20 protein-coding genes are annotated in these 21,680 nt (G+C 69.0%); 5 read left to right on the forward strand and 15 right to left on the reverse strand.

Annotated features, from left to right (window positions below):
* From AWB94_RS35530 to AWB94_RS14885, 6 genes are all read right to left on the reverse strand, one after another.
* The coding region (locus tag AWB94_RS35530) for a DUF7159 family protein (protein ID WP_085122450.1) at positions 1-1,141 on the reverse strand (1,141 nt) is incomplete at its 3' end.
* Positions 1,142-1,314: 173 nt separating this feature from the next.
* Positions 1,315-4,488 carry an arabinosyltransferase domain-containing protein gene (locus tag AWB94_RS14865; protein WP_272937616.1) on the reverse strand — a complete coding sequence of 1,058 codons (3,174 nt, stop codon included), beginning with the start codon at positions 4,486-4,488 and terminating at the stop codon, positions 1,315-1,317.
* 100 nt (positions 4,489-4,588) lie between these two features.
* A complete protein-coding gene (locus AWB94_RS14870; RefSeq protein ID WP_084395540.1) occupies positions 4,589-6,451 on the reverse strand; it encodes a galactan 5-O-arabinofuranosyltransferase in 1,863 nt (620 codons plus the stop codon).
* A 34-nt stretch (positions 6,452-6,485) separates the two neighbouring features.
* Positions 6,486-7,265: a decaprenylphospho-beta-D-erythro-pentofuranosid-2-ulose 2-reductase gene (locus AWB94_RS14875; RefSeq protein ID WP_062660090.1), complete on the reverse strand. Its 780-nt coding sequence runs from the start codon at positions 7,263-7,265 to the stop codon at positions 6,486-6,488.
* Positions 7,266-7,284: 19 nt separating this feature from the next.
* Positions 7,285-8,685: a decaprenylphosphoryl-beta-D-ribose oxidase gene (locus AWB94_RS14880; RefSeq protein ID WP_062660091.1), complete on the reverse strand. Its 1,401-nt coding sequence runs from the start codon at positions 8,683-8,685 to the stop codon at positions 7,285-7,287.
* Positions 8,686-8,725: 40 nt separating this feature from the next.
* The gene (locus AWB94_RS14885; RefSeq protein WP_024454025.1) at positions 8,726-9,127 is read right to left on the reverse strand and encodes a GtrA family protein; all 402 of its coding nucleotides are present in this window, start codon (positions 9,125-9,127) and stop codon (positions 8,726-8,728) included.
* A 43-nt stretch (positions 9,128-9,170) separates the two neighbouring features.
* Here AWB94_RS14885 and AWB94_RS14890 point away from each other — a divergent pair, with 43 nt between their 5' ends.
* Positions 9,171-9,803, forward strand: a complete 633-nt coding sequence (locus AWB94_RS14890; RefSeq protein ID WP_084395551.1) for an HD domain-containing protein — start codon at positions 9,171-9,173, stop codon at positions 9,801-9,803.
* On the opposite strand, the gene pdxR is transcribed toward AWB94_RS14890, so the two are convergent.
* On the reverse strand, positions 9,793-11,211 hold the full coding sequence (pdxR, locus tag AWB94_RS14895; RefSeq protein WP_062660093.1) for a MocR-like pyridoxine biosynthesis transcription factor PdxR: 1,419 nt from the start codon (positions 11,209-11,211) through the stop codon (positions 9,793-9,795). The two genes, AWB94_RS14890 and pdxR, sit on opposite strands and share 11 nt — an antisense overlap.
* A 49-nt stretch (positions 11,212-11,260) precedes the next feature.
* On the opposite strand from pdxR, the gene AWB94_RS14900 reads away from it, so the two are divergent.
* The gene (locus tag AWB94_RS14900; protein WP_062660094.1) at positions 11,261-11,731 is read left to right on the forward strand and encodes a carboxymuconolactone decarboxylase family protein; all 471 of its coding nucleotides are present in this window, start codon (positions 11,261-11,263) and stop codon (positions 11,729-11,731) included.
* A complete protein-coding gene (locus AWB94_RS14905) occupies positions 11,683-12,366 on the forward strand; it encodes a phosphotransferase (protein WP_234811744.1) in 684 nt (227 codons plus the stop codon). The genes AWB94_RS14900 and AWB94_RS14905 overlap by 49 nt, the downstream gene beginning before the upstream one ends.
* Here the strand turns inward: AWB94_RS14905 and AWB94_RS14910 are convergent.
* Both AWB94_RS14910 and AWB94_RS14915 read right to left on the reverse strand, forming a co-directional pair.
* Positions 12,363-12,680, reverse strand: coding sequence for a TFIIB-type zinc ribbon-containing protein (locus AWB94_RS14910; protein WP_062660095.1), 318 nt, complete (start codon positions 12,678-12,680; stop codon positions 12,363-12,365). The two genes, AWB94_RS14905 and AWB94_RS14910, sit on opposite strands and share 4 nt — an antisense overlap.
* 84 nt (positions 12,681-12,764) lie before the next feature.
* Positions 12,765-13,610: a helix-turn-helix transcriptional regulator gene (locus tag AWB94_RS14915; protein ID WP_062660240.1), complete on the reverse strand. Its 846-nt coding sequence runs from the start codon at positions 13,608-13,610 to the stop codon at positions 12,765-12,767.
* A gap of 143 nt (positions 13,611-13,753) precedes the next feature.
* On the opposite strand from AWB94_RS14915, the gene AWB94_RS14920 reads away from it, so the two are divergent.
* Positions 13,754-14,581: an oxidoreductase gene (locus AWB94_RS14920; RefSeq protein ID WP_062660096.1), complete on the forward strand. Its 828-nt coding sequence runs from the start codon at positions 13,754-13,756 to the stop codon at positions 14,579-14,581.
* 42 nt (positions 14,582-14,623) lie between these two features.
* Here the strand turns inward: AWB94_RS14920 and AWB94_RS14925 are convergent, their stop codons facing one another.
* The 6 genes from AWB94_RS14925 to AWB94_RS14950 form a co-directional block, all read right to left on the reverse strand.
* The gene (locus tag AWB94_RS14925; protein ID WP_062660097.1) at positions 14,624-15,229 is read right to left on the reverse strand and encodes a hypothetical protein; all 606 of its coding nucleotides are present in this window, start codon (positions 15,227-15,229) and stop codon (positions 14,624-14,626) included.
* 95 nt (positions 15,230-15,324) lie between these two features.
* Positions 15,325-16,155: a galactan export ABC transporter permease subunit Wzm/RfbD gene (wzm, locus tag AWB94_RS14930; protein WP_062660098.1), complete on the reverse strand. Its 831-nt coding sequence runs from the start codon at positions 16,153-16,155 to the stop codon at positions 15,325-15,327.
* Complete coding sequence (gene glfT1, locus AWB94_RS14935; protein ID WP_062660099.1) at positions 16,152-17,096, reverse strand: galactofuranosyltransferase GlfT1; 945 nt, start codon at positions 17,094-17,096, stop codon at positions 16,152-16,154. Before glfT1 ends, wzm begins: the two co-directional genes overlap by 4 nt.
* Entirely contained in the window at positions 17,077-17,877 is an 801-nt protein-coding gene (wzt, locus tag AWB94_RS14940; RefSeq protein WP_024454034.1) for a galactan export ABC transporter ATP-binding subunit Wzt/RfbE, read from the reverse strand. Before wzt ends, glfT1 begins: the two co-directional genes overlap by 20 nt.
* Before the next feature lie 9 nt (positions 17,878-17,886).
* Positions 17,887-18,381 (reverse strand): bacterial proteasome activator family protein, encoded by a 495-nt coding sequence (locus tag AWB94_RS14945; RefSeq protein ID WP_024454035.1) that lies wholly within the window; start codon positions 18,379-18,381, stop codon positions 17,887-17,889.
* A gap of 21 nt (positions 18,382-18,402) precedes the next feature.
* On the reverse strand, positions 18,403-20,370 hold the full coding sequence (locus tag AWB94_RS14950; RefSeq protein WP_062660100.1) for a DUF6541 family protein: 1,968 nt from the start codon (positions 20,368-20,370) through the stop codon (positions 18,403-18,405).
* A gap of 111 nt (positions 20,371-20,481) precedes the next feature.
* On the opposite strand from AWB94_RS14950, the gene AWB94_RS14955 reads away from it, so the two are divergent.
* Positions 20,482-21,678, forward strand: coding sequence for a cysteine desulfurase-like protein (locus AWB94_RS14955; protein ID WP_024454037.1), 1,197 nt, complete (start codon positions 20,482-20,484; stop codon positions 21,676-21,678).
* Positions 21,679-21,680: the final 2 nt, after the last annotated feature.

The raw sequence follows: 21,680 nt of genomic DNA on the forward strand, positions 1-21,680 counted from the left end.
GGGTGGCGGTGACCGCGGCGGGGATCACCACCGGGGCCGGCGCGACGGGCGCCGGCGCGGGTGCGGCCGGTGGCTCTGCCGGAGGCGGTGGCGCCGCCGGCGGTGCCGGCTCGATGGCCGCTGCCGGCGGTGCCGGCTCGATGGCTGCTGCCGGAGTGACCTCTGCCGGGCGGGATTTGGCCTGCGCGGTCTGTTCTCCGGTGTCGCGGATCTGGCTGCCGACGTACATGGACAGCGCGGCGACGAAGGCCAGTACGCCGCCGCCGACGACGGCCTGCAGCGTCCGGACCTGACGCGTGCTGTCCGGGGCGGCCGGGACGGGCGGCTCCGGAACGTCGGTGAGCCCCGGGATGGCCATCAGTTTGGCGGTGCGCGGCACGAACACCGCGGGTGGGACCGTGCCGCCTCCGGAGGCGATCGCGGCCCGCGCACCGACCACGTGGAGTCGACGGTATGTGCCGGCATTGGTGAGCGCGGCGCCGTGGGCAAAGGCCAGCGTCGCGTTCTGCGGGATGACCACCTGCGTCGACAGGATCGAATTGAGTTCCCCGGCAAGCAATCCCGTGAGCCCTGACGCGGATCCGGCGGCGAACACCGCCACCCGATCGGCGTCCGCGACGCATTCCGCGCAGGCACCGCGCACCGAGAGGGCCAACTGCCGGTGATCGGTCGCGTCCACCACCCGGCTGCGCATCCGCCGCACGCCGGCGGCGCTGGCGTGCATGACGGCGATATACGCCACCGGCGCCTGGCTGCCTTCGATCAGGCGGGCGGCCGCGCAGGTCTCACCGGCCGCCTCGGCCATCTGCTCGACGAACGTCTCGGCCGCGTCGCAGCCCGTCACGGCAACGACATTCGGCATCCCGACCTCGCCGAGCGCCTCCACCAGCAACCCGGCGTCCTCTGCCGCGTCGTCGGTCCAGGTGACCGCGATGCGCACCACCGTGTGCCCGTTGGCGGCGGCCACCCCGTACGTCCCCAGCACCGCGTTGACGACATGCTCTGTGACAGTGGCACTTTCGACACCGCCCGTGCGGTCGATGTCGAAAGTGTCCTGATCGATCAGATCACCGTCGGATCCGTCGACCAGCACCAACCGAACGCTGTCGACCGTCAGCGCTATCCCGAGCACGACGTCCATTACCACGCAATCCCTGTCTTGTCTGTTCTCGATCGTGGTGCGTGACATCGTTGTCAGCAAACAATCACGACTCACCAGTTGTGCAGTCCCGGCTCCACGATAGCGGGCGCGCCGAAGTGCGGCCGTTTCCTTAATCCCCGCTTAGAGCGAGATCAGAACACTGTCAAGGATTTTCAGGAAGGTCGAAGCGGTGCCGGGCTCCACCATCCGCTGCGGGTCGCGGTGCCCAGATCGATGCGTGCCGGGACGGCGTTGGGATAGAACTGGGTGAGTTGCTGCAGTGATCCCCAGTCGCGGAACCAATCGTCCTTCAGATACGTCGGCACCGGCGTGGCACGCAGCAGCAACTCGGTGATCCCCAGTGGGCCGCCGCCCAGGTAGTCCATCACCGGTGAGTTTGCCTCGGCGCCGAACCGGTCCGGCAGGATCCGCCACTTGGGTACCTCGGTGACACCGTACTGGTGGCCGAACGGACGCTGGCACGGGAACGCCAGGCCCACCAGCCAGTCCAGCAGCACCGGATCCGTCGACCCGACGACGTCCTGCAGTGTGCGCAGGTGCGGGATCCGTGGCGGGGTGACCGCGATCCAGTGCTGGGGCGCCAGGTCGTCGTCGGTGGCCACCAGCCGGACCTGGGTGGCATCCTCGGGGATCGCCGACATGGGCGCGCGCAGATTGCGCCATGCGGGCGCGGCCCCGACATCGGCGAAGCCCAGGCCCCCGCCCGGGGTGTTCTTGGCGGCCTGCTCGTCGGTGGCCCACTGCACCACCACCTCACCGGGATCGAACCGGCCGGCGGCGGCGACCACCAGCAGCGGGCCGCGTTCGCCGCGCGGTGGCAGGCGATACCACGCCGAGCGCAGCGAGGCGGGCTGCTGGGCACCGGGGCGCCAGCTGCCCATCACCGGGGTGCGGGCCGGGTTCAAGTTGTACGGCAGCCGCGCCTTGGAACCGTTGACGCCGGCCACGGCGGTGGTGCCGCCCTCGGTGCCGGGTTCGCTCGCGGTGACCGGGCCGGAGTCGGTATCGGCGAAGTTGGTGCCGCCCGGTTGCTCCATCACCGGGTCGGCCGACACGTCCGCGGGAATCCCGTTCGGCCCGAAGTTCGCAGCGGTGGTACCCCCGAGCGCCTCGCCGATCGGCTTGTCGACCGGCAGCAGCATGCCGAGGTTGGGGTCCTGTTCCACCATCACGTCGTCGGCCAGGCCGCAGGTCTTGCCGGTCAGCGCGTCCAGGTTGGACCGGCCGACCGACCACGCCGGGTACTGCTCGGTGACCCCGAGGGTCAGTGACAGCACCTCGAAGATCACCACCACCCAGGCCGCCACGGCCAACGGGGCGTGGGTGAACCGGGACCACGGCCGGGGTCGGTCCTGGCCGGAGAAATGCAGCCACGCGGCCACCAACAAGGCGAGCACGGAAAGCCCGAGCAGCATGGTGGTGAAGCCGAAATGCCACTCGGGGAACTGATTCGACCACGGCACACCGAAATTCGACACGTACCACCACCCGTTCACGGTGGCGAACGACAGCGCCATCATGAACAGCACCGCCGCGGTGAAGATGGTTCGGTTGCGTTTGGAGTGCATGGCCGCCGCGGTCACCGCGACCGCGGCCAACGCGCCGAGCGAACCGGCCAGCCCGGCGAACACGCCGAAGTGGTGCGTCCACTTGGTGGGGGTGAACATCATCGCCAAGAACGAGATGATGGTGATGCCGATGATCCGCCGCGCCGGACCCGCCGCGGTGCCGGGGATACGGCCCTTGCGCAGCGACACCGCCACCGAAATGGCAAGCGCCAGAAGCAGGGTGAGCACGGCAAAACGGCGGGCCACGGAGCCGTCCGGGCTGGTGGTGAACAACCGCTCGTAGCGGATGTGCTCGTCGAACCAACTCAGGCTCGGCCCGATCAGCGATTTGAAGCTGCTGGCCTCGATCTCACCGACCAGCGTCTGATCGCGGAAGATCAGGATGATCGTCACCGTCGCGGCCGCCGCGATCGGCGCCAGCAGGGCAAGGCGCCCGAAGCGTGAGGTGTGCGCGGCCACGATGGTGCGCAGCGGTCCGACGGCCACCAGCAGGGCACCGACCGCGGCGATCCCGGTGGGGCCGGAGAACAGGGTCAGCGCGCCGATGATGGTGGCGATGGCGACCGGCAGCAGTCGGCTGGTGGCCACCCCGCGTTCCACCGAGCACCATGTCAGCAGGATGCCCAGGGCGATGATCGGCTCCGGGCGCAGCCCGTTGTTCAGCGGCAGCCAGAACGCCAGGAACATCGCCGCCGCCGTCCACGCCGCCGCGCGGCTGCGTTTCACGGCCCGGCCCAGGCGGGGGATCACCTCCCGGCTGATCACCCACCAGCAGGCCAGCGCCATCACCAGGGTGGGCAGCCGGACCCAGACACTGGCGGTGGACACGTGCGTCCACAGCGCGAGCAGGTCGTAGTACCAGCCGAACGGGGCCTCGGGTGTGCCGAACCAGCGGTAGTAGTTGGCCATGTACCCGGCGTGTTCGGATACCCGGGCCATGGTGAGGATGTAGCCGTCGTCGGAGGTGTTGGCGCCGACGAAATGCCACCACACCAGGATCGCGGTGACGACGCCGTCCAGCGGGGTCACCGACCACCAGCGCGGTGGCAGGACGCGGCGGGTCCGCATGCCGTCGGCCACGTCGAGGCGGTGCAGGGCGAGCAGCGAGATGGCGGTGGCGGCCACCCCGAGGATCATTGCCAGCATCTTGATCCAGGTGGGCGAGCTGCTGTAGCGCGAGTCGATGGTGGCCGAGAAGGTCAGGCCGGGCGGGGCGGGGCCGGCCAGGTCGGTGTAGACGCCGACGATCTGCGGGCGGAAGTCATAGCCACCGCGTTCGCCGCGCAGTGGCTGGCCTGGGGCGTCGCTATCCGGATCCTTGACCAGCCCGACGAACTCGCCGGTGACCTTGTCGGCATGGGCGGTGAAGGTGAGCTTCTGGCAGGCCGGGCTGAGCACCTGGCTCAGCGGCGCGCTGACCACCGGGGTGTTGCGCACGATCACCAGCAGGTTGTCGCCCACCCGCTCGATGAGCAGCCCGCGGTCCACGGCTTTCGGCGCCTGCTTGGGCACGGTGGACAGCAGGACGTTGCGCGGCCCCGCGAGGCCGGCAGCGGCGCTGCACGGGATCGAGATGTTCAGGTCGGTGGCGACGTAGCCGATCAGCGGGGCGTCGACACTGGTCAGTGTCCCGTTCTGGGGCCAGTTGAGCTGCGCGGTGGTCTGGGTGACGGGCAGCAGCGGGGTTGCCACGGCGAGCACGGTGCCCAGCAGGCCCGCGACGATGGCCACCAGCCGCGCAGTTCGGTGGTTGGTCACGCGGCGGCCTCGCAGGTTCGGCAGCCGCGTGTCATCTGTCGGTTCGCTCCGCAGGCGTCGCTCACGGCTTGTGATGCTAACGGCAGGTTCACGGCGTCGATCACCGCCGGATCGCCAGCGTGAACGGACCGGCCGTCGAGACGTCCCAGCGCGGGTCGTCGAAGATCGCCGCGTTGAGTTCCACCTGGTAGCGCTTGACGTTGGGCTGGTTGGGATAGACGTCGGCCGCCAGCCGCAACGTGTAGCTGTCCGGCCCGCCCCGACGCATCAGGAACACAGTGGGCGGGGCCCACGGCAACGAGTCCAGCGCGCCGATGAGCTGGTCGGGTTTGCTGAACAGCGCCCAGCTCTCGATGGCCGCGGAGCGCTCCTTGAACTGGGCAAGCGGATTGGCGTAGTGCGAGGTGAGGCCCTGGAAGCCGTAGTACGGGTAATAGGACAGGAAGCTGTAGTCGGCGGTCATCACGACGGTGTCGTGCCGGGGCCGGCCGGTCACCTGCTGGATGCGGGCGTCGATCTCCCGGTAGTACTGCTCGGACCCGGGCGGGCGGCGGTCGGCGCGCAGCCCGTAGCCGTCGGTGTCGGTGTAGGCGACGGTGATGTCCGAGCGCAGCACGTCGGGCACGTCCTGGGTGAAGGTGACGGCGCCGATGGCCCCGACGGTGGCGGCGACGGCGACCAGGTGCCGGCCCGGGTGCTGGTAGCGCGCCGCGACGGCCTGCGTCACCGCGATGAAGCCGAAGGCGCCGGCGGCGGCGAGCAGCACGGTCAGGGTCGGCTGCAGCCGGAACGACAGCAGCGTGGTGCCCGCCAGGGTGGTGAGCATGGACAGCAGCGACCACAGGTAGACGGCCACCACGCCGACCGTCAGCGCGCCGGCCCGGGTGGACGACCGCGCGTACATCACCAGCCATACGGTGCCGAGCAGGCAGAGGGCCCCCAGCAGGGTGGTCTGGAACATCGGGAAGGTGAGCACCGCCGCGTCGTCGGGCAGATAGTGCTGGGCGGTACCGGTGTCGGCGGGGGTGCCCTTGGCGGCGGCCAGCAGCCACGGCCCCCAGCCGATCAGTGCGATGGCACCCGAGAGGACTCCGACGACCACCAGCCGCAGCAGCGGATCCAAGCTGCGCCGGGACACCGTCAGCACCAGCGCCATCAGGGCGATGGTGAAGGCCGCGTAAGCCAACAGCAGCGTGTAGGTGAGCGCCGCGGCGCCCAGGAAGATGGCGACCCCGAGCACCGCGCCCCAGCCAACGTTTCTGGCCTTCCCGCCCAGTCCCGACCAGGCCAGCACGAACACCGGCGGCAGCAGCACGGTGATGACGGCCGCGTACGGCTCGGTGGAGGTGTAGGCCAGGGTGACGACGGCGGTCGCGGTGGTGACCACGAGGGCGACCTCGAACCGGATCATCGCCTTCCACAGCACGAAGGCGACGGCGCAGGCGGCGGTGATCGAGACGATGGCCCACGGCTTGTACATCTCCCAGGCCGGGGTGCCGGTCAGGGCGGCCAGCCGGCCGCCGATCCAGAACCAGCCGGGCGGGTAGTACGGCGGCAGGCCCTGGTAGGTCATGTCGTGCAGGGCCGGGCTGTCGGCCAGCCGGGTCAGGTATTCGGTGCGGAACTGCTGGTCGACCGAGATGCCGAACAGGTACAGCTTGGTGGCGCCGAGCGGCATCGCCAGGGTGACCACCGACAGGGCCGACAGCATGGCCACCGCCGTGACCCTGGCCAGCACCCGCCGGCCGCGCCGCCACAGCCACCCGGCGGCGAAGATCCCGGCCAGGGCGGCGACCTGGCCGACGGTGGTCAACGCGTGCAACTGGTTCGACGAGTTGTACGCCGGCCATTCGACGCGGTCGATCGCGATCAGCGCCACGGCGGAGACGGTGGCCGACAGGATGACCGCGACCACCATCTGGCTCAGGACCCGAGCCGGGGAGGCCGGCAGAGTGTGCCTCATTTCCCGGGTCGCTCCGCTCCCGCCTCGGGCAACATCAGATGGGTAGCTTGCGGAAGACAGGGCGCGGGATGTGCCGCAGCACCGACATCAGCACCCGCACCTGCCCGGGCGCCCAGACCAGGTCCTTGCCCTTGGCCGCCGCGGTGACCGCCAGCTCGGCCACCTGTTCCTTGTCCACCGTGAACGGGGCTTCCTTGGCGCCGGTGGCCTTCCAGTGTTCCAGCGTGGTGGTGGTGCGTACCTGACCGGGCCGGATCACCAGCACGTGAACCCCGAACTCGCGCAACGCTTCTCCCAGCCCCAGGTAGAAACCGTCCAGACCGGCCTTGGTGGAGCCGTACACGAAATTGGAGCGGCGGACCCGCTCACCGGCCACCGAGGACATCGCGATGATCTGCCCGAAACCCTGGGCGCGCATCTTCTCGCCGACCAGCACGCCCACCGATACCGCGGCGACGTAGTTGATCTGGGCGGTCGCCACCGCCTTGGCCTGGTTCTGCCACAACTCCTCGGCGTCCCCGAGCACGCCGAAGGCGACCACCGCGACGTCGACGTCACCGTCGGCCCAGGCGGCTTCGATCACCTTCGGGTGTGAGGCGGTGTCCAGGGCGTCGAAATCCAGGTACTGCACCGACTTCGCGCCGGCGGATTCGAGCTGGGCGATGGCGGCTTCGCGTTTGGGTGCGTTGGGGAGGTCGGCCAGGATGACCCGTGCCTTCGCGTTGCGCAGGTACCGCTCGGCGATGGCCAGCGCGATCTCGGATGTTCCGCCCAGCAGCAGGATGGTCTGTGGGTTGCCGGTGGCGTCGATCATGGTTACGCGGGGTGCCTTTCTACAGCAGTTCTAGACGGCGGGCCATATCGGAGGCGAACACGCCGTTCGGATCGGCCTTGCGGCGCACGGCAATCCATTCGTCGATGCGCGGGTACATCTTGTGGAACTTCTCGGCACTGACCCGAGAGTCCTTCGCGGTGTACACGCGGCCACCGAATTCCATTGCGCGGTCGTCCAATTCGTTGAGGAATTCGTTGACGCCGGGTTTCATCGGGAAATCCATGGCGACGTTCCAGCCGGCCATCGGGAAGCTCAGCGGCGCCTTGTTACCGGGGCCGAACAGTTTGAAGACGTTGAGTGCCGAGTAGTGCCCGCTGGTCTGGATCCACCGGATGATGTCCTTGAACTCGTCGAGCGCATCGGGCGGTACCAGGAACTGGTGTTGCGCGAAACCGGCTGGGCCGTAAGCGTTGTTCCAGCCGCTGACCAGGTCGAGCATGTGGTAGAACTGCGACAGGTTCAGGATCTTGCCCTGATAGGTGCCGCCGAGCCGGTAGTACACCTCGCCGATCGCGGTGAACGACAGCTTGTTCATGGCGCTGATGGGGAAGATGTCGGGCACCGTGAGAAGCTGTGGCGCATCGAATTTCAGCGGATTCTTGGCCAGTTTCTTGGGCAGTTGATCGAGCCTGGCCAGGCTGCCCCGGCTGACGGCGGCGCGCCCCAGTTTCGGCGGCGGGCTGATCAGGTCGAACCAGGCGCTGGAGTAGGTGTACTTGTCCTCGCTGCCGTCCAGGTGCACGGCGATGGTCTCGTCCAGGTCGGCCGTCGCGACACCATCGGCGATGAAGTACGCGGTTTCGGTCCGGGTCATGGCGATGCGGGCCCGGATCACGATGCCGGTCAAGCCGTTTCCGCCGATGGTGGCCCAGAACAACTCACTCGTGGACCCCTCGGGGGTCAGCGTGCGCACCTCACCGTCGGCCATCAGCAAGTCCAGCGACAGCACGTGATTGCCGAAGCTGCCCGCGCTGTGGTGGTTCTTGCCGTGGATGTCGGAGCCGATGGCGCCGCCGACCGTCACCTGCCGGGTGCCGGGCAGCACCGGAACCCACAACCCGAACGGCAACGCGGCCTTCATCAGCTGGTCCAGGCTCACCCCGGCGTCCACGTCGGCGATCGCCGTCTCGGACGACAGCGAATGGATCCGGTTCAGGCGCGTCATGTCGACGACGATGCCGCCCCCGTTGCAGGCGTGGTCGCCGTAGGAGCGGCCGAGTCCGCGGGCCACGATGCCGCGCTGCAGGTAGGACGGACTGGCGGCGTCGGCGTCGGCCACCTGCCGGACGGCCGCCGCGATCACCTCGACGTCGGGGGTGGACAGCACCTGCGCGACGCTGGGCGCGGTCCGGCCGAACCCGGTCAGGGATCGGGGCGTAAGGGGAAGGTCGGTAGACATATCAGTGCCAGACGATACCGGTCCGGCTACCGGGGCGGATTCAGCGCAACCGGAATATCACCGCGCGTTGCACCACGAAGTTGATGACGGTGGCGGTGCCCTGGGCGATCACGAAGGCCACCGGCACCTGCCAGGGTTGGCCCGCGAATTTGAGATAGAACACATAGTTGATGCCGACCTGCACCGCGTAGGTCAGCGCGTACAGCGCGACGACTGCGATGAAACGGGCCGTGCTGGGCGGCGCCTGGAAGGTCCACCGCCGGTTGATCAGGTAGGCGGTGGTGGTGCCCGCGATGAAGCTCAGCGTCTTGGCCACGTTGACCTGCAGCCCCACCGTCAGCAACAGCACGTACAGCCCGAAGTCCACACAGGCGGACAGGCCGCCGGTGACCAGGAAACGCCACGCCTGGGTGCGCAGGCTCAGAGGTGCTGACTCAGTCATCGCCGCGAAGCTTAACCGCGCGCGCTGCTGCGACAATGTGCGCGTGACCGATCTGCTCGAGGCGTGGCGGCGGTTGCTGACGCGCCACAGCGCGGCGCCGGCCATCGACGCCACGGGTGCTGCGCTGCTGGCCAGGTGGACCGAACCGCATCGCCGCTACCACGACCTTTCGCACCTGCGCGGGGTGCTGCAGGCGGTGGATCAGTTGGCCGAGGATGCTGATGCCGCCGACGACGTCGACGCGGTCCGACTGGCCGCCTGGTATCACGACGCCGTGTACGCGGGCCGGCCCGACGACGAGGAGAACAGCGCCCTGCTGGCCGAGTCGGATCTCACCGCGCTCGGGGTGGCCCCGGCATTGGTGGCCGAGGTGGCCCGGTTGGTCCGGCTGACGGTCGAGCACGACCCAGCCGAAGACGACCGCAACGGTCAGGTCCTCTCCGACGCCGACCTGGCCGTCCTCGGGCTGCCGCCGCAGGAGTACCGGACCAACACCGCCAAGGTGCGGGCCGAATACGGGCACGTTGCCGATGCGGATTTCCGGGCCGGGCGGGCGCGGGTCATCAGGGCGCTGCTGGCCGGTCCGTCGCTGTATCGCACCGAGCGGGGCAGGCGGCTGTGGGAGGCCGCCGCGCGGGCCAATCTGTCCGCCGAGCTGCGCTCGCTCACCGATTGATCCCGGCCAGCACTGCGCACAACGCGTCCACCGCGGGGCCGAACGCATGCTCGGCCGGCGTGCCGAAGCTCACCACCACACCGTCGCGGACCGGCGTGCCGGGGCCGGCGTCCGGATGGCGCAGCATGGCCAGGCCGGACAACGCGATCCCGGCGTCCCCGGCCCGGCGCACCACCTCGGCCTCGGTGCCCTCGGGCAGGGTGAGCAGCAGATGCAGCCCGGCCGACAGTCCACTCACCCCCACGCCCAAAGGTTCCAGCGCCGCGACCAGGCGGTCGCGCCGGCGTCGGTAGGCCAGCCGCATGCGCCGGATGTGCTTGTCGTAGCTGCCATGTGCAATGAAGTCGGCCATGGTCAGGGCGGCCAGCCCGCTCACGTAGAACTGATCACCTCCCATCGCCGCGAGCACCGGGTCGAGCAGGTCGCCGGGCACCACCATCCAGCCCAGCCGCAGCACCGGTGACATGCTCTTGCTGGCCGAGCCGCAGTACACCACCCGGTCCGGATCCAGGCCCTGCACCGCCCCGATGGGCTGGCGGTCGTAGCGGAACTCGCCGTCGTAGTCGTCCTCGATGAGGTATGCCCCGGTGCGATGCGCCCACTCGCACGCGGCGGTGCGCCGGGCCGGGTGCAGCGGCACGCCGTGCGGGAAGTGGTGTGCCGGGGTCAGCAACGCGGCACGGACACCGTCGGACAACTCTTCGACGACGGCGCCTCGGTCGTCGACATCGATGGGTATGGTCGAGACACCTTGGGCGGCAAGGGCGTTGCGGAACAGGAAGAGGCCGTAGGCCTCCACCGCGAACGGTCCGCCCAGCGCCCGGCCGAGGATCTCGACGGCGTGCCGGGTACCCGCGCAGATGACGATCTCGTCGGGAGTGGCGCGGACCCCGCGCACCCGGGCCAGATATTCGGCCAGCGCCGTGCGCAATTCGATGCGACCGCGCGGGTCACCCATGCGCAGAGCGTCATTCGGTGCGGTGGCCAGCATGCGGCGGGTGGCGGCCAGCCAGGCCGTGCGGGGGAAGGCCGCGACGTCGGGGGAGCCCGGCATCAGGTTGTGCCGTGGGGCGCCCGGGGTGCCGCGTGGCCGGGCGGGCAGCGGGGTGGCGCCGGCGTTCACCACCCAGGTGCCGGCGCCCTGGCGCGACGCCAACCAGCCCTCGGCGACCAGTTCGGCGTAGGCGTCGGCGACGGTGTTGCGGGACAGCCCGAGGTCGGCGGCCAGGGTGCGTGACGGCGGAAGCATGGTGCCCGCCGACAGCCGCCCGGACCGCACGGCCTCGCGCAGGGCGTGTAGCAACACTTCCCGGGCACCGCGGGCGCCGGGCGTGATGACCTCGCGCAGGTCGAGGTGTAGGTCCCGCGCACCAGAATTGGCCGGCCCAAAATTGGCCCATGAAGTCACCACCGAATTGAACCATGTAGATGGGTCTTTCGTGGCTAGCGTTGCAGGCATGACACAGACACTCGAACACCCCACCGCCCTCGACCGCGTGCAGATCTACAAGCTCTCACCCGAGTTGTACGACGCCATGATGAAGCTGTCCGGCGCCGCGGCCCAGGACGTCGACCCGACCATCGGCGAGCTCGTCAAGATCCGTGCCAGCCAGATCAACCACTGCGCGTTCTGCCTCGACATGCACGTCGCGGATGCCCGCAAACATGGCGAGACGGAGCAGCGGCTGGCCCTCGTGGCGGCCTGGGAGGAGGCCGGCAACCTGTTCACCGAACGCGAGCGTGCCGCCCTGGAACTGACCGAGGCGATCACCGAGTTGCACCACGGCCACGTCTCCGACGAGGTGTACGCCAAGGCCGCCGCGGTGTTCAGCGAGAAGGAGCTGGCGCAGGTGATCGCGATGGCTGTCACCATCAACGCGTGGAACCGGTTCAACGTCGCCACTCGGATGAAGGCGCCGCGCCGCTGAGTGGCCGCGCCGTCGTCACCGTCGACGGTGACGTGGTGACGAAGCTGCATGCGCCGGGCACCGACCCGCGGGCGTTGCGTCAACGCCTGCGGGTCGCCGCGCGTTGCCCCGAGCTGCTGACACCGCTGAGCGTCGACCCCGAGCCGGCCGACGACCGCTGGCTGACCCGGTGGCCGCGCGTCGAGGTGGTGGCCCAACGACCGGTGGACCTGCCCTGGTATCAGGCGGGGCGGCTACTGGCCCGGCTGCACCACGAGCCCGCCGGCGAGTTGCCAACCCTGGCCGGCCCGCCCGGCGCCCGGCCGACACGACCGACGTTGGTACACGGTGACTTTCACCTTGGCCAGCTCGGGCGCACGGCCGGCCGGTGGGTGCTGATCGACATCGACGACGTCGCCGTCGGCGACCCGGCGTGGGATCTGGCGCGGCCGGCCGGATTCTGGGCGGTCGGCATGATTCCGGACGCCGACTGGTACCGCTTCGTCGACGGTTATCGCGCCGGGGCGGGCCCGGCGATCCCGCTGGGTGACCCGTGGCCGGTGCTGGAACCGTTCGCGCGCGCCGCGGTGCTGGCGGCGGCCGCCCGGCATCCCGAGGACCCGCTGCTGGCCGCGGCCTGCGCCCGGATGGGCTAGCTGGAGAAGAACAGTCGCCCGAAGCCCTGCTTGCGGTAGTGCTTGTTGCCCCGATGTCCCCACTGCGGGCCATACCCATAACCCTGCTGTTGCGGCGGGGGCGGCGGCGCGGCGACGAACCGGTTCTCCATCTGGGTCAGCGCCTCCAGTTCGCCGAAGTCCAGGAAGATGCCCCGGCAGGTGTCGCACTGTTCCAGGTGCACGCCGTTGCGTTCGTAGGTCTTCATCACCCCGGCACATTTCGGGCACAGCAGCGTGTTGCCCACATTGGGTGCTCCGGGAGACGGCGGCGGCTCATATGGCGGAATGCTCATGAGTCGTCAACGCACGAACAGGCTGGGAAGTGCCTGTGAATGTGAACTCGTGTGCGACGAATCGGCCGAAATCGCGGCACGGGCTCACGTTCGTATGTCGATGGGCCTGGACTTCAGCAGCTCGCGGAGTCTCTCTTCCGACGGCGATCCCACATCGGCGGTGTAGATGATCACCCGTAGCTCGGGATCACTGGGTGGGATCAGTGCTTCGTAGTTCAGTGTCAACGCACCGACGGACTCGATCTCGAATCTCTTGGGGCCGTGCGTGTGCTGGGACACGCGGTGGTCGGACCAATAGCTGGCGAACTCGTCTGACTGCGCGGTGATTTCGTCGATGAGAGCTGCCAGTCGCTGGTCGCCGGCGTCCCGGCCGGCGGCCAACCGCAGAATCGCCACCAGCTGCGCGGCGATATCGGACCAGTCCGGATATACGGCCCTGGCCTTCGGGTTGAGGAACATCCAGTGCACCATGTTGCGTTCAGCGGGTGGCATCGCCTCGAAGTCGTCGAGCAGCGCCGCACCCGCGCGATTGATGGCGAGAACCTCCATCCGCGGGCCGTGCAGCACAGCGGGTGTCGGATCCAGCGCGTGGATCATCGCCCGAAGGGCGGCACGTACCCGCAGCGGCTTGCTGGTTGTCGAAGACACAGGCCGTGCCGGCCGCACCAACTCGGTGAGGTGACGCCGCTCGAGATCATCGAGGCGCAACGCGTCGGCTACCGCCGACAGCACCGAATCGGAGATGTTGCGGGCCCGGCCCTGTTCCAGGCGCGCGTAGTAGTCGGCGCTGACACCGGCGAGTACCGCCAATTCTTCCCGGCGCAGACCGGTGACGCGGCGCGCGGTGCTGCCGTGCAGGCCCACCTCGGCGGGCGACAGCCTGGACCGGCGCGAGCGGAGGAACTCGCCGAGCTCATTGGGTTGCGTCATGGTTCCCATTATCGGCGAGCGGCCGTGCGCGCAGCCGAAACCAGGTCTGGCAGACCTAGGAACAACAGGGCGGGAAATCCGCTGTCGCATAGCCGTCCCCGCTGTGTTGATTTCCAGGTAAGCAACAACACGAAGGGAACATCATGACCGTCTGGTTCATCACGGGGGCATCTCGTGGATTCGGCCTGGCAATCGCGAGAGCGGCTCTCGGCCGCGGCGACAGCGTCGTGGCCACCGCGCGTAACCTGCAGGCCCTCGCCGAGGTGCTCCCGGAAGACGACGAACGCCTGCTCACCGTCGAACTCGATGTGCATCGACCCGAGCAGATCGTGGCGGCGGTCAACGCCGCAGTGGCGGCATTCGGCCGGATCGACGCCCTGGTGAACAACGCCGGTCGTGGTCTGGTGGGCGCCGTCGAGGAGACCTCGGACGCGGAGGCACGTGCGGTGTTCGACGTAAACGTCTTCGGCCTGCTCGCCGTGACGCGGGCGGTGCTGCCCGAGATGCGTGCCCAGGGATCGGGCCTCGTCATCAACCTGTCCTCGGTCGGCGGTTTCGTCGCCTGGCCGGGCTGGGGGGTTTACTGCGCGACCAAGTTTGCCGTCGAGGGTCTGTCGGACGCTATGAAACATGAGCTGGAGCCGCTGGGTATCAAGGTGACCGCGATCGAGCCGGGCCCGTTCCGGACGGACTTCCTCGACGGCAGCAGCCTGCACATCGCGGCCACCGAGATCGCCGACTACGCCTCGACCGGCGGTGCGGCGCGTACCTGGGCCGTCGACAACAACGCCGGGCAGGCCGGAGATCCGGAGAAAGCCGCCGCGATCATCGTCGGCCTCGCGTCCGAGGACCGGCTTCCGGAGCGAATCCAGCTCGGCGCCAATGCTGTTCATGACATCGCCGACAAGCTCGCCCGGACATCACGAGACCTGGAACAATGGCGCGAGGTCGCGCTGTCCGCCGACTTCTGATCTGCGCGGGCGCAACGCCCACGCCCAGAGGTCGCTGTGGGGTCAGGCGATCGCGTCCCGGATGCCCTGGCCGGCGGCCGACACCCGCGCCTGCACGGCGTCGCGCGCGGCCACCGCGGTGGCGTTGAGCTCGCTCCACTCCTGGTCGAGGGCATCGCGGACGTCACCGCCCCTGCTGGCGACGGTCGCGACGCCGAAGACGCCGTCCACGGCCGAGGCGGCCAGCGACCCCTGGGCCCGCACCAGCGAGCCCGCCACCTCGGCGGCACCGGTGAGGACGGCGTTGGGCAGCGTGGCCTGCTGGCCGACGTACTCGCCGACGGCGTGGCGCAACCGCGCCCCGGCATCGCCGACGGCCACCTGCACGGCGTCGCCCGTCTCACCGAACGCGGTCGGCAGGGTGGCGCCGTCGCGGATCGCGGCGATCACCTTCGCGGGTGCTTCCACCAGGGCCGCGGCGGTGCCGGTGGCGACGGTGACGAGTTGGCCGGACAGCCTGTGCCCGGCCGCGAGCTGGCGGCCCAGCACCTCCCGAATCGCCAGCACCGGGCGTTGCGTGTCGGCCTCGCCGTCCATCGGCATGAGTTCGGCCTCGATGACGTTCTCCGGGGCGGGGGTGGTGGTTTCGCCGTTGATGACATCGGTCATGGCTGCTCCTGGGAATCTGGGACGTCAGGTGTGCGCTGAGCGCCATTCAACGCGCCGGAGCCGAATCTGCGATGGCGTCGAGGTGAACGGCCGAACTACACCCAGTACGGCACCCGGGCGCGGTACTGACGCATGGCCAGCGCCGCCATCAGCCAGCCCAGCACGGTGAACACCAGCACCACGATCCAGTGCCGCAGCTCCTGATCCGCGCCCAGCAGCGGTGCTCGGACGATGTCGACGTAGTGCAGCAGCGGGTTGAACTCGATGATTCTGGCCCACCCGCCGGCGCCCTGGTCGCGCAGCGTCTGGTCGTTCCAGATGATCGGCGTCATGTAGAACAGCAGCTGCACCAGGCTGAACAACAGCGGGCTGATGTCGCGGTAGCGGGTGGCCAGGATGCCGAAACACAGTGCCACCCAGACACAATTGGCCACGATCAGGGCCAGGGCGGGGATGAACATCAGGTCGGTCCACTTCCACGGCTGCGGGAAGATGATCGCGATGATGACGAAGATGATGATGTTGTGCGCGAACAGCAGGACCTGGCGCCACACCAGCCGGTAGACGTGCACGCTCAGCGGCGTGGGGAGCTGTTTGATCAAGCCCTCGTTGGCGATGAACACCTCGGCGCCCTCGATGATGGCCGCATTGATCATGTTCCAGATGATCAGCCCGAGGGTGACGTAGGGCAGATGCTCGGCCAGCTTGAGGTGGAACAACTGCGAGTACAACCCGCCGAGTGCCACGGCCATGGTGCCGGTGGCGATGGTGATCCAGAACGGGCCCAGCACGCTGCGCCGGTACCGCTGCTTGATGTCCTGCCACCCCAGGTGCAGCCACAGCTCCCGCTTGCCGAAACCGGAAACCAGGTCACCCCAGGCGCGGGTGAAGGTCTTCGATTGTGCTGCCGCATCGGTGAACGTCACTTGGTTATCCTCCCGTCGCTCCGCTCGCCCTGGCCCTCGTACCTCTCGAATCTCTCCTGCCGCCCCAGCTTCCGCAGCCGCAACCACTCGCGCAGCCCCGCCGGGTCGCGGCGGGTGATCAGGAAGTACCAGCCGAAGCGCAGCCACTCCTGCGGGACCAGTCGGCGTTGACCGCGCTGGGCTTGCACATAGCCCCGGTTGCGGTAGGTGTAGTAGCGCTTGACGTCGTTGTCCGGGTACTGGGTGTGCATCCGCCCACCGAGGATCGGTTTGAACTCGTCGGACCCGTAGGGGTGCAGGTACACCGCCTCCAGGCAGGTGCCGAAGGCTACCCCCGACAACACCAGCCGGCGGTGCAGGTCCACCTCGTCGCCGCGGATGAACAGCCGAAGGTCCGGAACACCAACGGCTTCCACGGCCGCCGCGGAGAACAACGCCCCGTTGAACAACGAGGCGATGCCCGGGAGCAGATCGCTGCCGCCCTCACGCAGCTCGGCCGCCCACCGGCGCCACACCAGCCCGCGGCGCAGCGGGAACGCCAATCGGTCCGGCTGGTCCATATCGCACACCACCGGCGACACCTCGGCCAGGGAATGCCCTGCAGCGCAACGCAACAACGTTCCGAGGACGGTGGCGTCGGCGGGCCGGCCGTCGTCGTCGGCCAGCCAGATCCAGTCCGCGCCGAGGGTCAGCGCATGCAACATCCCCAGCGCGAAACCGCCTGCGCCACCGAGGTTTCGGTGTGAACCCAGATAGGTCGACGGTACCGGCTGGCCCTCGACCAGGGTGCGTACCCGATCGTCGGCGTCGTTGTCGACGACGATCAGGTGGTCTGGGGCGCGCTCCTGGCCGCACACCGCTGCCAGCGAGGCGGCCAGCGTGTCGACGCGGCGGTGCGTGACGACGACAGCCACGACGGTGTCACTGGTCGGTGCGGGCATTTTCCTCGAGCACCTCGCGCACATGCCGGGCGGCGTCGGGACCCTCGTAGGCGCCGACCACCTCCTCGATGCCGCCGGTCATCTTGATGGTGCCGTGGTCCACCCACATCGCGGTGTTGCACAGCTGGGCCAGGAACTCGTTGGAATGGCTTGCGAACACCAGAATTCCGGAGCGGGCCACCAAATCCTGCAGCCGCCGGCGGGCCTTGTGCATGAACTCCGCGTCGACGGCGCCGATGCCCTCGTCCAGTAGCAGGATCTCGGGGTCGATGCTGGTGACCACGCCCATGGCCAGCCGCACCCGCATGCCGGTGGAGTAGGTGCGCAGCGGCATCGAGAGGTAATCGCCCAACTCGGTGAACTCGGCGATCTCGTCGACCTTGGCCAGCATCTGCTTGCGCGTCTGCCCGAGGAACAACCCACGGATGATGATGTTCTCGAATCCGGAGATCTCCGGGTCCATCCCGACGCCCAGGTCGAACACCGGGGCCACCCGTCCGCGCACCGTCGCCGAACCGCGGGTCGGTTCGTAGATGCCCGACAGCAGCCGCAGCAGCGTCGACTTGCCTGCCCCGTTGTGCCCGACCAGGCCCACCCGGTCGCCCATCTCCAGCGACATGGTGATGTCCCGTAGCGCCTCGATCACCACCACGTTGGACTCGTTGCGCCCGATCGCGCCGCCGGCCTTGCCGAGAAACGCTTTCTTCAGCGAGCGCGACTTGGCGTCGAAGATAGGGAACTCCACCCACGCATTGCGGGTCTCGATGTGCGGTCTACTCATGCAAATCGGCTACAGGTACTGCCCGGTGCCGGGGTGGCCGGGGCCACGCTGCTGGACCATGCCCGGCGGCAGCTGGCGCATCTGCTCCAGCTGGGCCCGCGCGGCCATCTGCTGGGCGAACAGCGCGGTCTGGATGCCGTGGAACAGGCCCTCCAGCCAACCGACCAGCTGGGCCTGCGCGATGCGCAGCTCGGCGTCCGAGGGCACCGCGTCATCGGTGAACGGCAGCGTGAGCCGCTCCAGCTCTTCGCGGAGTTCCGGGGCGAGGCCGTCCTCGAGTTCGCTGATGCTGCTGCGGTGTATCTGCAGCAGCTTGCTGCGGCTCGCGTCGTCCAGCGGTGCGGCACGCACCTCTTCGAGCAGCTGCTTGATCATGGTGCCGATCCGCATGACCTTGGCCGGCTGCTCGATCAGGTCGGTCAGCGACTTGTCGTCGTCGCCGCTGGATCCGCCCGGTTCGCCCGCCAGGATCTCGATGTTCTCGTCGTCGGGATTGATCGTCATGGCCTTCCTAGTACCCCGTCCTCAGCCGTTCGTCGGTGTCGAAGCAGCGTCGCCGCGCCATTCGTAGATGCGCGTCTCTCCGTTGTCGTAGATCTTGGCCCACGACTTCGACTTGTCCAGTGACACTAGTCCGTCCGGCATCACGAACCCGCGCACCACCGGGGTGCTGGTCAGCACGTAGCGGATGTTGAGCGCGTGCACGGCCTCGGCCACCCGGGGATCGTGGTCGGCGTCGTCGGCGTAGGCCCAGAAGATGAACCGGTGGTAGCCGGGCCCCTGCTGCTGCGGATAGTCGTAATGCGTCCACAACGGATGCAGCCCGGCCACCGCGTACATCCACGCGGTGCCGTCGGTGTTGGCGTCGCCGATCATGGTGTCGCGGGCGCCGGGCAGGGTGGCCAGGTAGGCGAACGCCTCCAGGTCCTTGTTGTCGATCATCACCTGGTCGTACTTCTCGCCGATCAGGTAGCGGTGCCGCGGGAAGTAATGCAAGGCGCTGACCACGGCGACGGCCACCACCACCGCGGCGGTCGCGCCGTACCACAGGCGTGGCGTGCCGCGGTCGGCCAGCCGGCGCAATCGACCGAAGGCCAGTGCCACCACGGTGTACAGCCCGATCCCGGCGGCGGCGGTCAGCAGCATCGTCACCACCGCCGACAGCCGGCGCGGATCGCTGTAGAACAGGTCGCTGAAGCGGCCGGTGAGCGTGCCGATGATGCCGCCGAAGGGCGCTGACGAATGCACGATCGACACCACCAGCAGCAGCCAGATCGCCAGCGGCCACCAGACCCGGCGGTACACCAGCACCACCGCACCGGCGGCGGCCACCACGATCAGGAACCACTGGATCGGGAAGTCGTTGAGATGGCGGGTGTGCTGGACCATCGCGTCGATCAAGCCGCGCTTCTTGCCCTCATGGGTGACGAAGGCGTGCCCGACGATGATCTCGGCCTGCTGCAACACCCCGACGAACTGGGGCAGCAGCAGCACCAGGGTCGGTACCCCGACGGTCAGCAGGGTGATGAAGTCCGCCACCCGGCTGCGGACCGGCCGCCAGAGCCCGTCGACCAGCCACCACGCCGCGACGAACAACACCGTCACCACGCCTCCGGTGATGTGCACGGAGAACACCCCGACGACGGCGACCACCGCCAACGGGATCCGGTCCCGGTGGCGCAGCGCCGAGATGGTCAGCGCCGCGGCGGGCACCGCCACCCCGTAGGCCGCCAGATTGGGCATCGACGCGGTGTCGAACTCGACGTAGGGCACCGCGGTGAAGCTCGCGGCCAGCGCGGCCGCGGTGGCCGCGCAGCCCGCGGTGCGCCATTGCGTGGTCGATTTGCGGAGCATCAGCCAGGTCAGCACGGCGGCGCTGACGGGGAACAGCCAGATGGCCGCCACGACTGAGTTGATGGTGTACGCCGTGGTTGCCGCGGACCCGCTGACCTGGCTGAACACCGCCGCCAGGGCGTGGAAGGTGGACGGGTAGTACAGGGCGTCGTGGGTCTCGACATTGCGCAGTTCGCCCATGTGGGTGGGCGACGCCTGGCCGGTGTCGAGGATCCAGCGGATGGTGTTGGCGTGCCACACGGAGTCCCAGTTGCTGGGAATCGACTGCCAATTCGGTAAGCCCTTGACCGCGGCCAGCAAGATCAGGGCGGCGCCCAGGAGCACTCCGGCGGCCACCACCAGCGCGGGCCCGCGACCGGCGGCCAGGGACTCGGCCTCCGCGTCGCCGAACCGGGCGAGCAGTTTTCGCAAACCGAACGTGACGGCGGTCACAACAATCAGGGTCGCCAGGGCGGTCCAGCCGTTCCACGGGATGCCGACGGCGCCCAACGGCACGATTGCCAGTGCCACAACGCCGTACGTGACCGCCGGGCTCACCGCGACCGCGGTCGGCCAGGTCAGGCCCGCCGTCCGCGCGACGATTGCTCCCGGGCACACCAGCAACAGCAGGGCAATTAGCACCCCGAACGACAAGCCCACTGCACTAGTATGGCTGCCGAAGTGATCCGGGCCGGGACCGTGTGGCGCGGCCGGGCACTTACCTGAACTGTGTCCGTCTGGCTCAATCGCAGACGTTCTAAGGTGGCTTGCATGGCTTATGACGTCGCCCGGGTGCGCGGATTGCACCCGTCACTTGGCGACGGCTGGGTGCACTTCGACGCCCCGAACGGGATGCTGCTGCCCGACTCCGTGTCGACCACGGTGTCGACGGCCTTCCGCGGGTCCATGCCCTCGGCGTCGGGACCGCACCCGTCGGCCCGGCGCAGCGCCGCGGTGCTCGCGGCGGCCCGGCAGGCCATCGCCGATCTGGTAGGGGCGCGCCCGGAGGGCGTGGTGCTGGGCGCCGACCGCGCCGTGCTGCTCACCTCGCTGTCGGATGCCGCCTCGTCCCGGGTGGGCCTCGGTTACGAGGTGGTGCTGACCCGCCTCGACGACGAGGCGAACATCCTGCCGTGGCTGCGGGCGGCGAATCGGTACGGCGCCAAGGTGAAATGGGCCGAGGTCGACGTCGAGACCGGCGAGTTGCCGGGCTGGCAGTGGGAGAACCTGATCACCAAGCCGACCCGGCTGGTCGCCATCACGTCGGCGTCGTCGACGCTGGGCACGCTCACCGATCTGGAACCGGTGACCAAGCTGGTGCACGCCAACAGTGGGCTTGTCATCGTGGACCACTCGGCGGCCGCGCCGTACCGGCTGATCGACATCGACGACATCGACGCCGACGTCGTCGCGCTCAACGCGGTGGCGTGGGGTGGGCCGCCGATCGGTGCGCTGGTGTTCCGCGATCCGGCGGTCATCGACATGTTCGGCTCGGTCTCGCTGGATCCGCACGCGACGGGCCCGGCGCGCCTGGAGATGGGCGCCCATCAGTACGGGCTGCTCGCGGGCGTGGTGGCCAGCATCGAATACCTGGCTTCCCTGGACGAGTCGGCGCAGGGCACGCGGCGCGAAAGACTCGGCGTGTCAATGGATTCCGCGGCCGCCTACATGGACCGGCTGTTCGCCTACCTATTGGCTTCGCTGCGATCACTGCCGCTGGTGATGGTGCTGGGCAGCCCGGCCGAGCGCATCCCGGTGCTCAGCTTCGCGGTGCAGGGTGTGCCCGCCGCGCGGGTGCTGCAGCGGCTGGCCGACAACGGCATCCTGGCCAGCACCGACCCCACCTCGCGGGTGCTCGACCTGATCGGTGTCAGCGATATCGGCGGTGCCGTGACCGTCGGCCTGGCGCCCTACACCACGACGGCCGAGGTCGATCAGTTGGTGCGCGCGCTGGCCTCGCTCGGCTGACG

This window comes from Mycolicibacterium canariasense (genome assembly GCF_002101555.1).
GTDB lineage: Bacteria > Actinomycetota > Actinomycetes > Mycobacteriales > Mycobacteriaceae > Mycobacterium > Mycobacterium canariasense.

Excerpts from the sequence above, each read along its gene's own strand:
- AWB94_RS14870 (WP_084395540.1), bottom strand. The coding sequence starts at position 6,451 with ATGAGGCACACTCTGCCGGCCTCCCCGGCTCGGGTCCTGAGCCAGATG.
- AWB94_RS14875 (WP_062660090.1), bottom strand. The coding sequence starts at position 7,265 with ATGATCGACGCCACCGGCAACCCACAGACCATCCTGCTGCTGGGCGGA.
- AWB94_RS14880 (WP_062660091.1), bottom strand. The coding sequence starts at position 8,685 with ATGTCTACCGACCTTCCCCTTACGCCCCGATCCCTGACCGGGTTCGGC.
- AWB94_RS14885 (WP_024454025.1), bottom strand. The coding sequence starts at position 9,127 with ATGACTGAGTCAGCACCTCTGAGCCTGCGCACCCAGGCGTGGCGTTTC.
- AWB94_RS14900 (WP_062660094.1), top strand. The coding sequence starts at position 11,261 with ATGACACAGACACTCGAACACCCCACCGCCCTCGACCGCGTGCAGATC.
- AWB94_RS14910 (WP_062660095.1), bottom strand. The coding sequence starts at position 12,680 with ATGAGCATTCCGCCATATGAGCCGCCGCCGTCTCCCGGAGCACCCAAT.
- AWB94_RS14915 (WP_062660240.1), bottom strand. The coding sequence starts at position 13,610 with ATGACGCAACCCAATGAGCTCGGCGAGTTCCTCCGCTCGCGCCGGTCC.
- AWB94_RS14920 (WP_062660096.1), top strand. The coding sequence starts at position 13,754 with ATGACCGTCTGGTTCATCACGGGGGCATCTCGTGGATTCGGCCTGGCA.
- AWB94_RS14925 (WP_062660097.1), bottom strand. The coding sequence starts at position 15,229 with ATGACCGATGTCATCAACGGCGAAACCACCACCCCCGCCCCGGAGAAC.
- glfT1 (WP_062660099.1), bottom strand. The coding sequence starts at position 17,096 with ATGCCCGCACCGACCAGTGACACCGTCGTGGCTGTCGTCGTCACGCAC.
- wzt (WP_024454034.1), bottom strand. The coding sequence starts at position 17,877 with ATGAGTAGACCGCACATCGAGACCCGCAATGCGTGGGTGGAGTTCCCT.
- AWB94_RS14945 (WP_024454035.1), bottom strand. The coding sequence starts at position 18,381 with ATGACGATCAATCCCGACGACGAGAACATCGAGATCCTGGCGGGCGAA.
- AWB94_RS14955 (WP_024454037.1), top strand. The coding sequence starts at position 20,482 with ATGGCTTATGACGTCGCCCGGGTGCGCGGATTGCACCCGTCACTTGGC.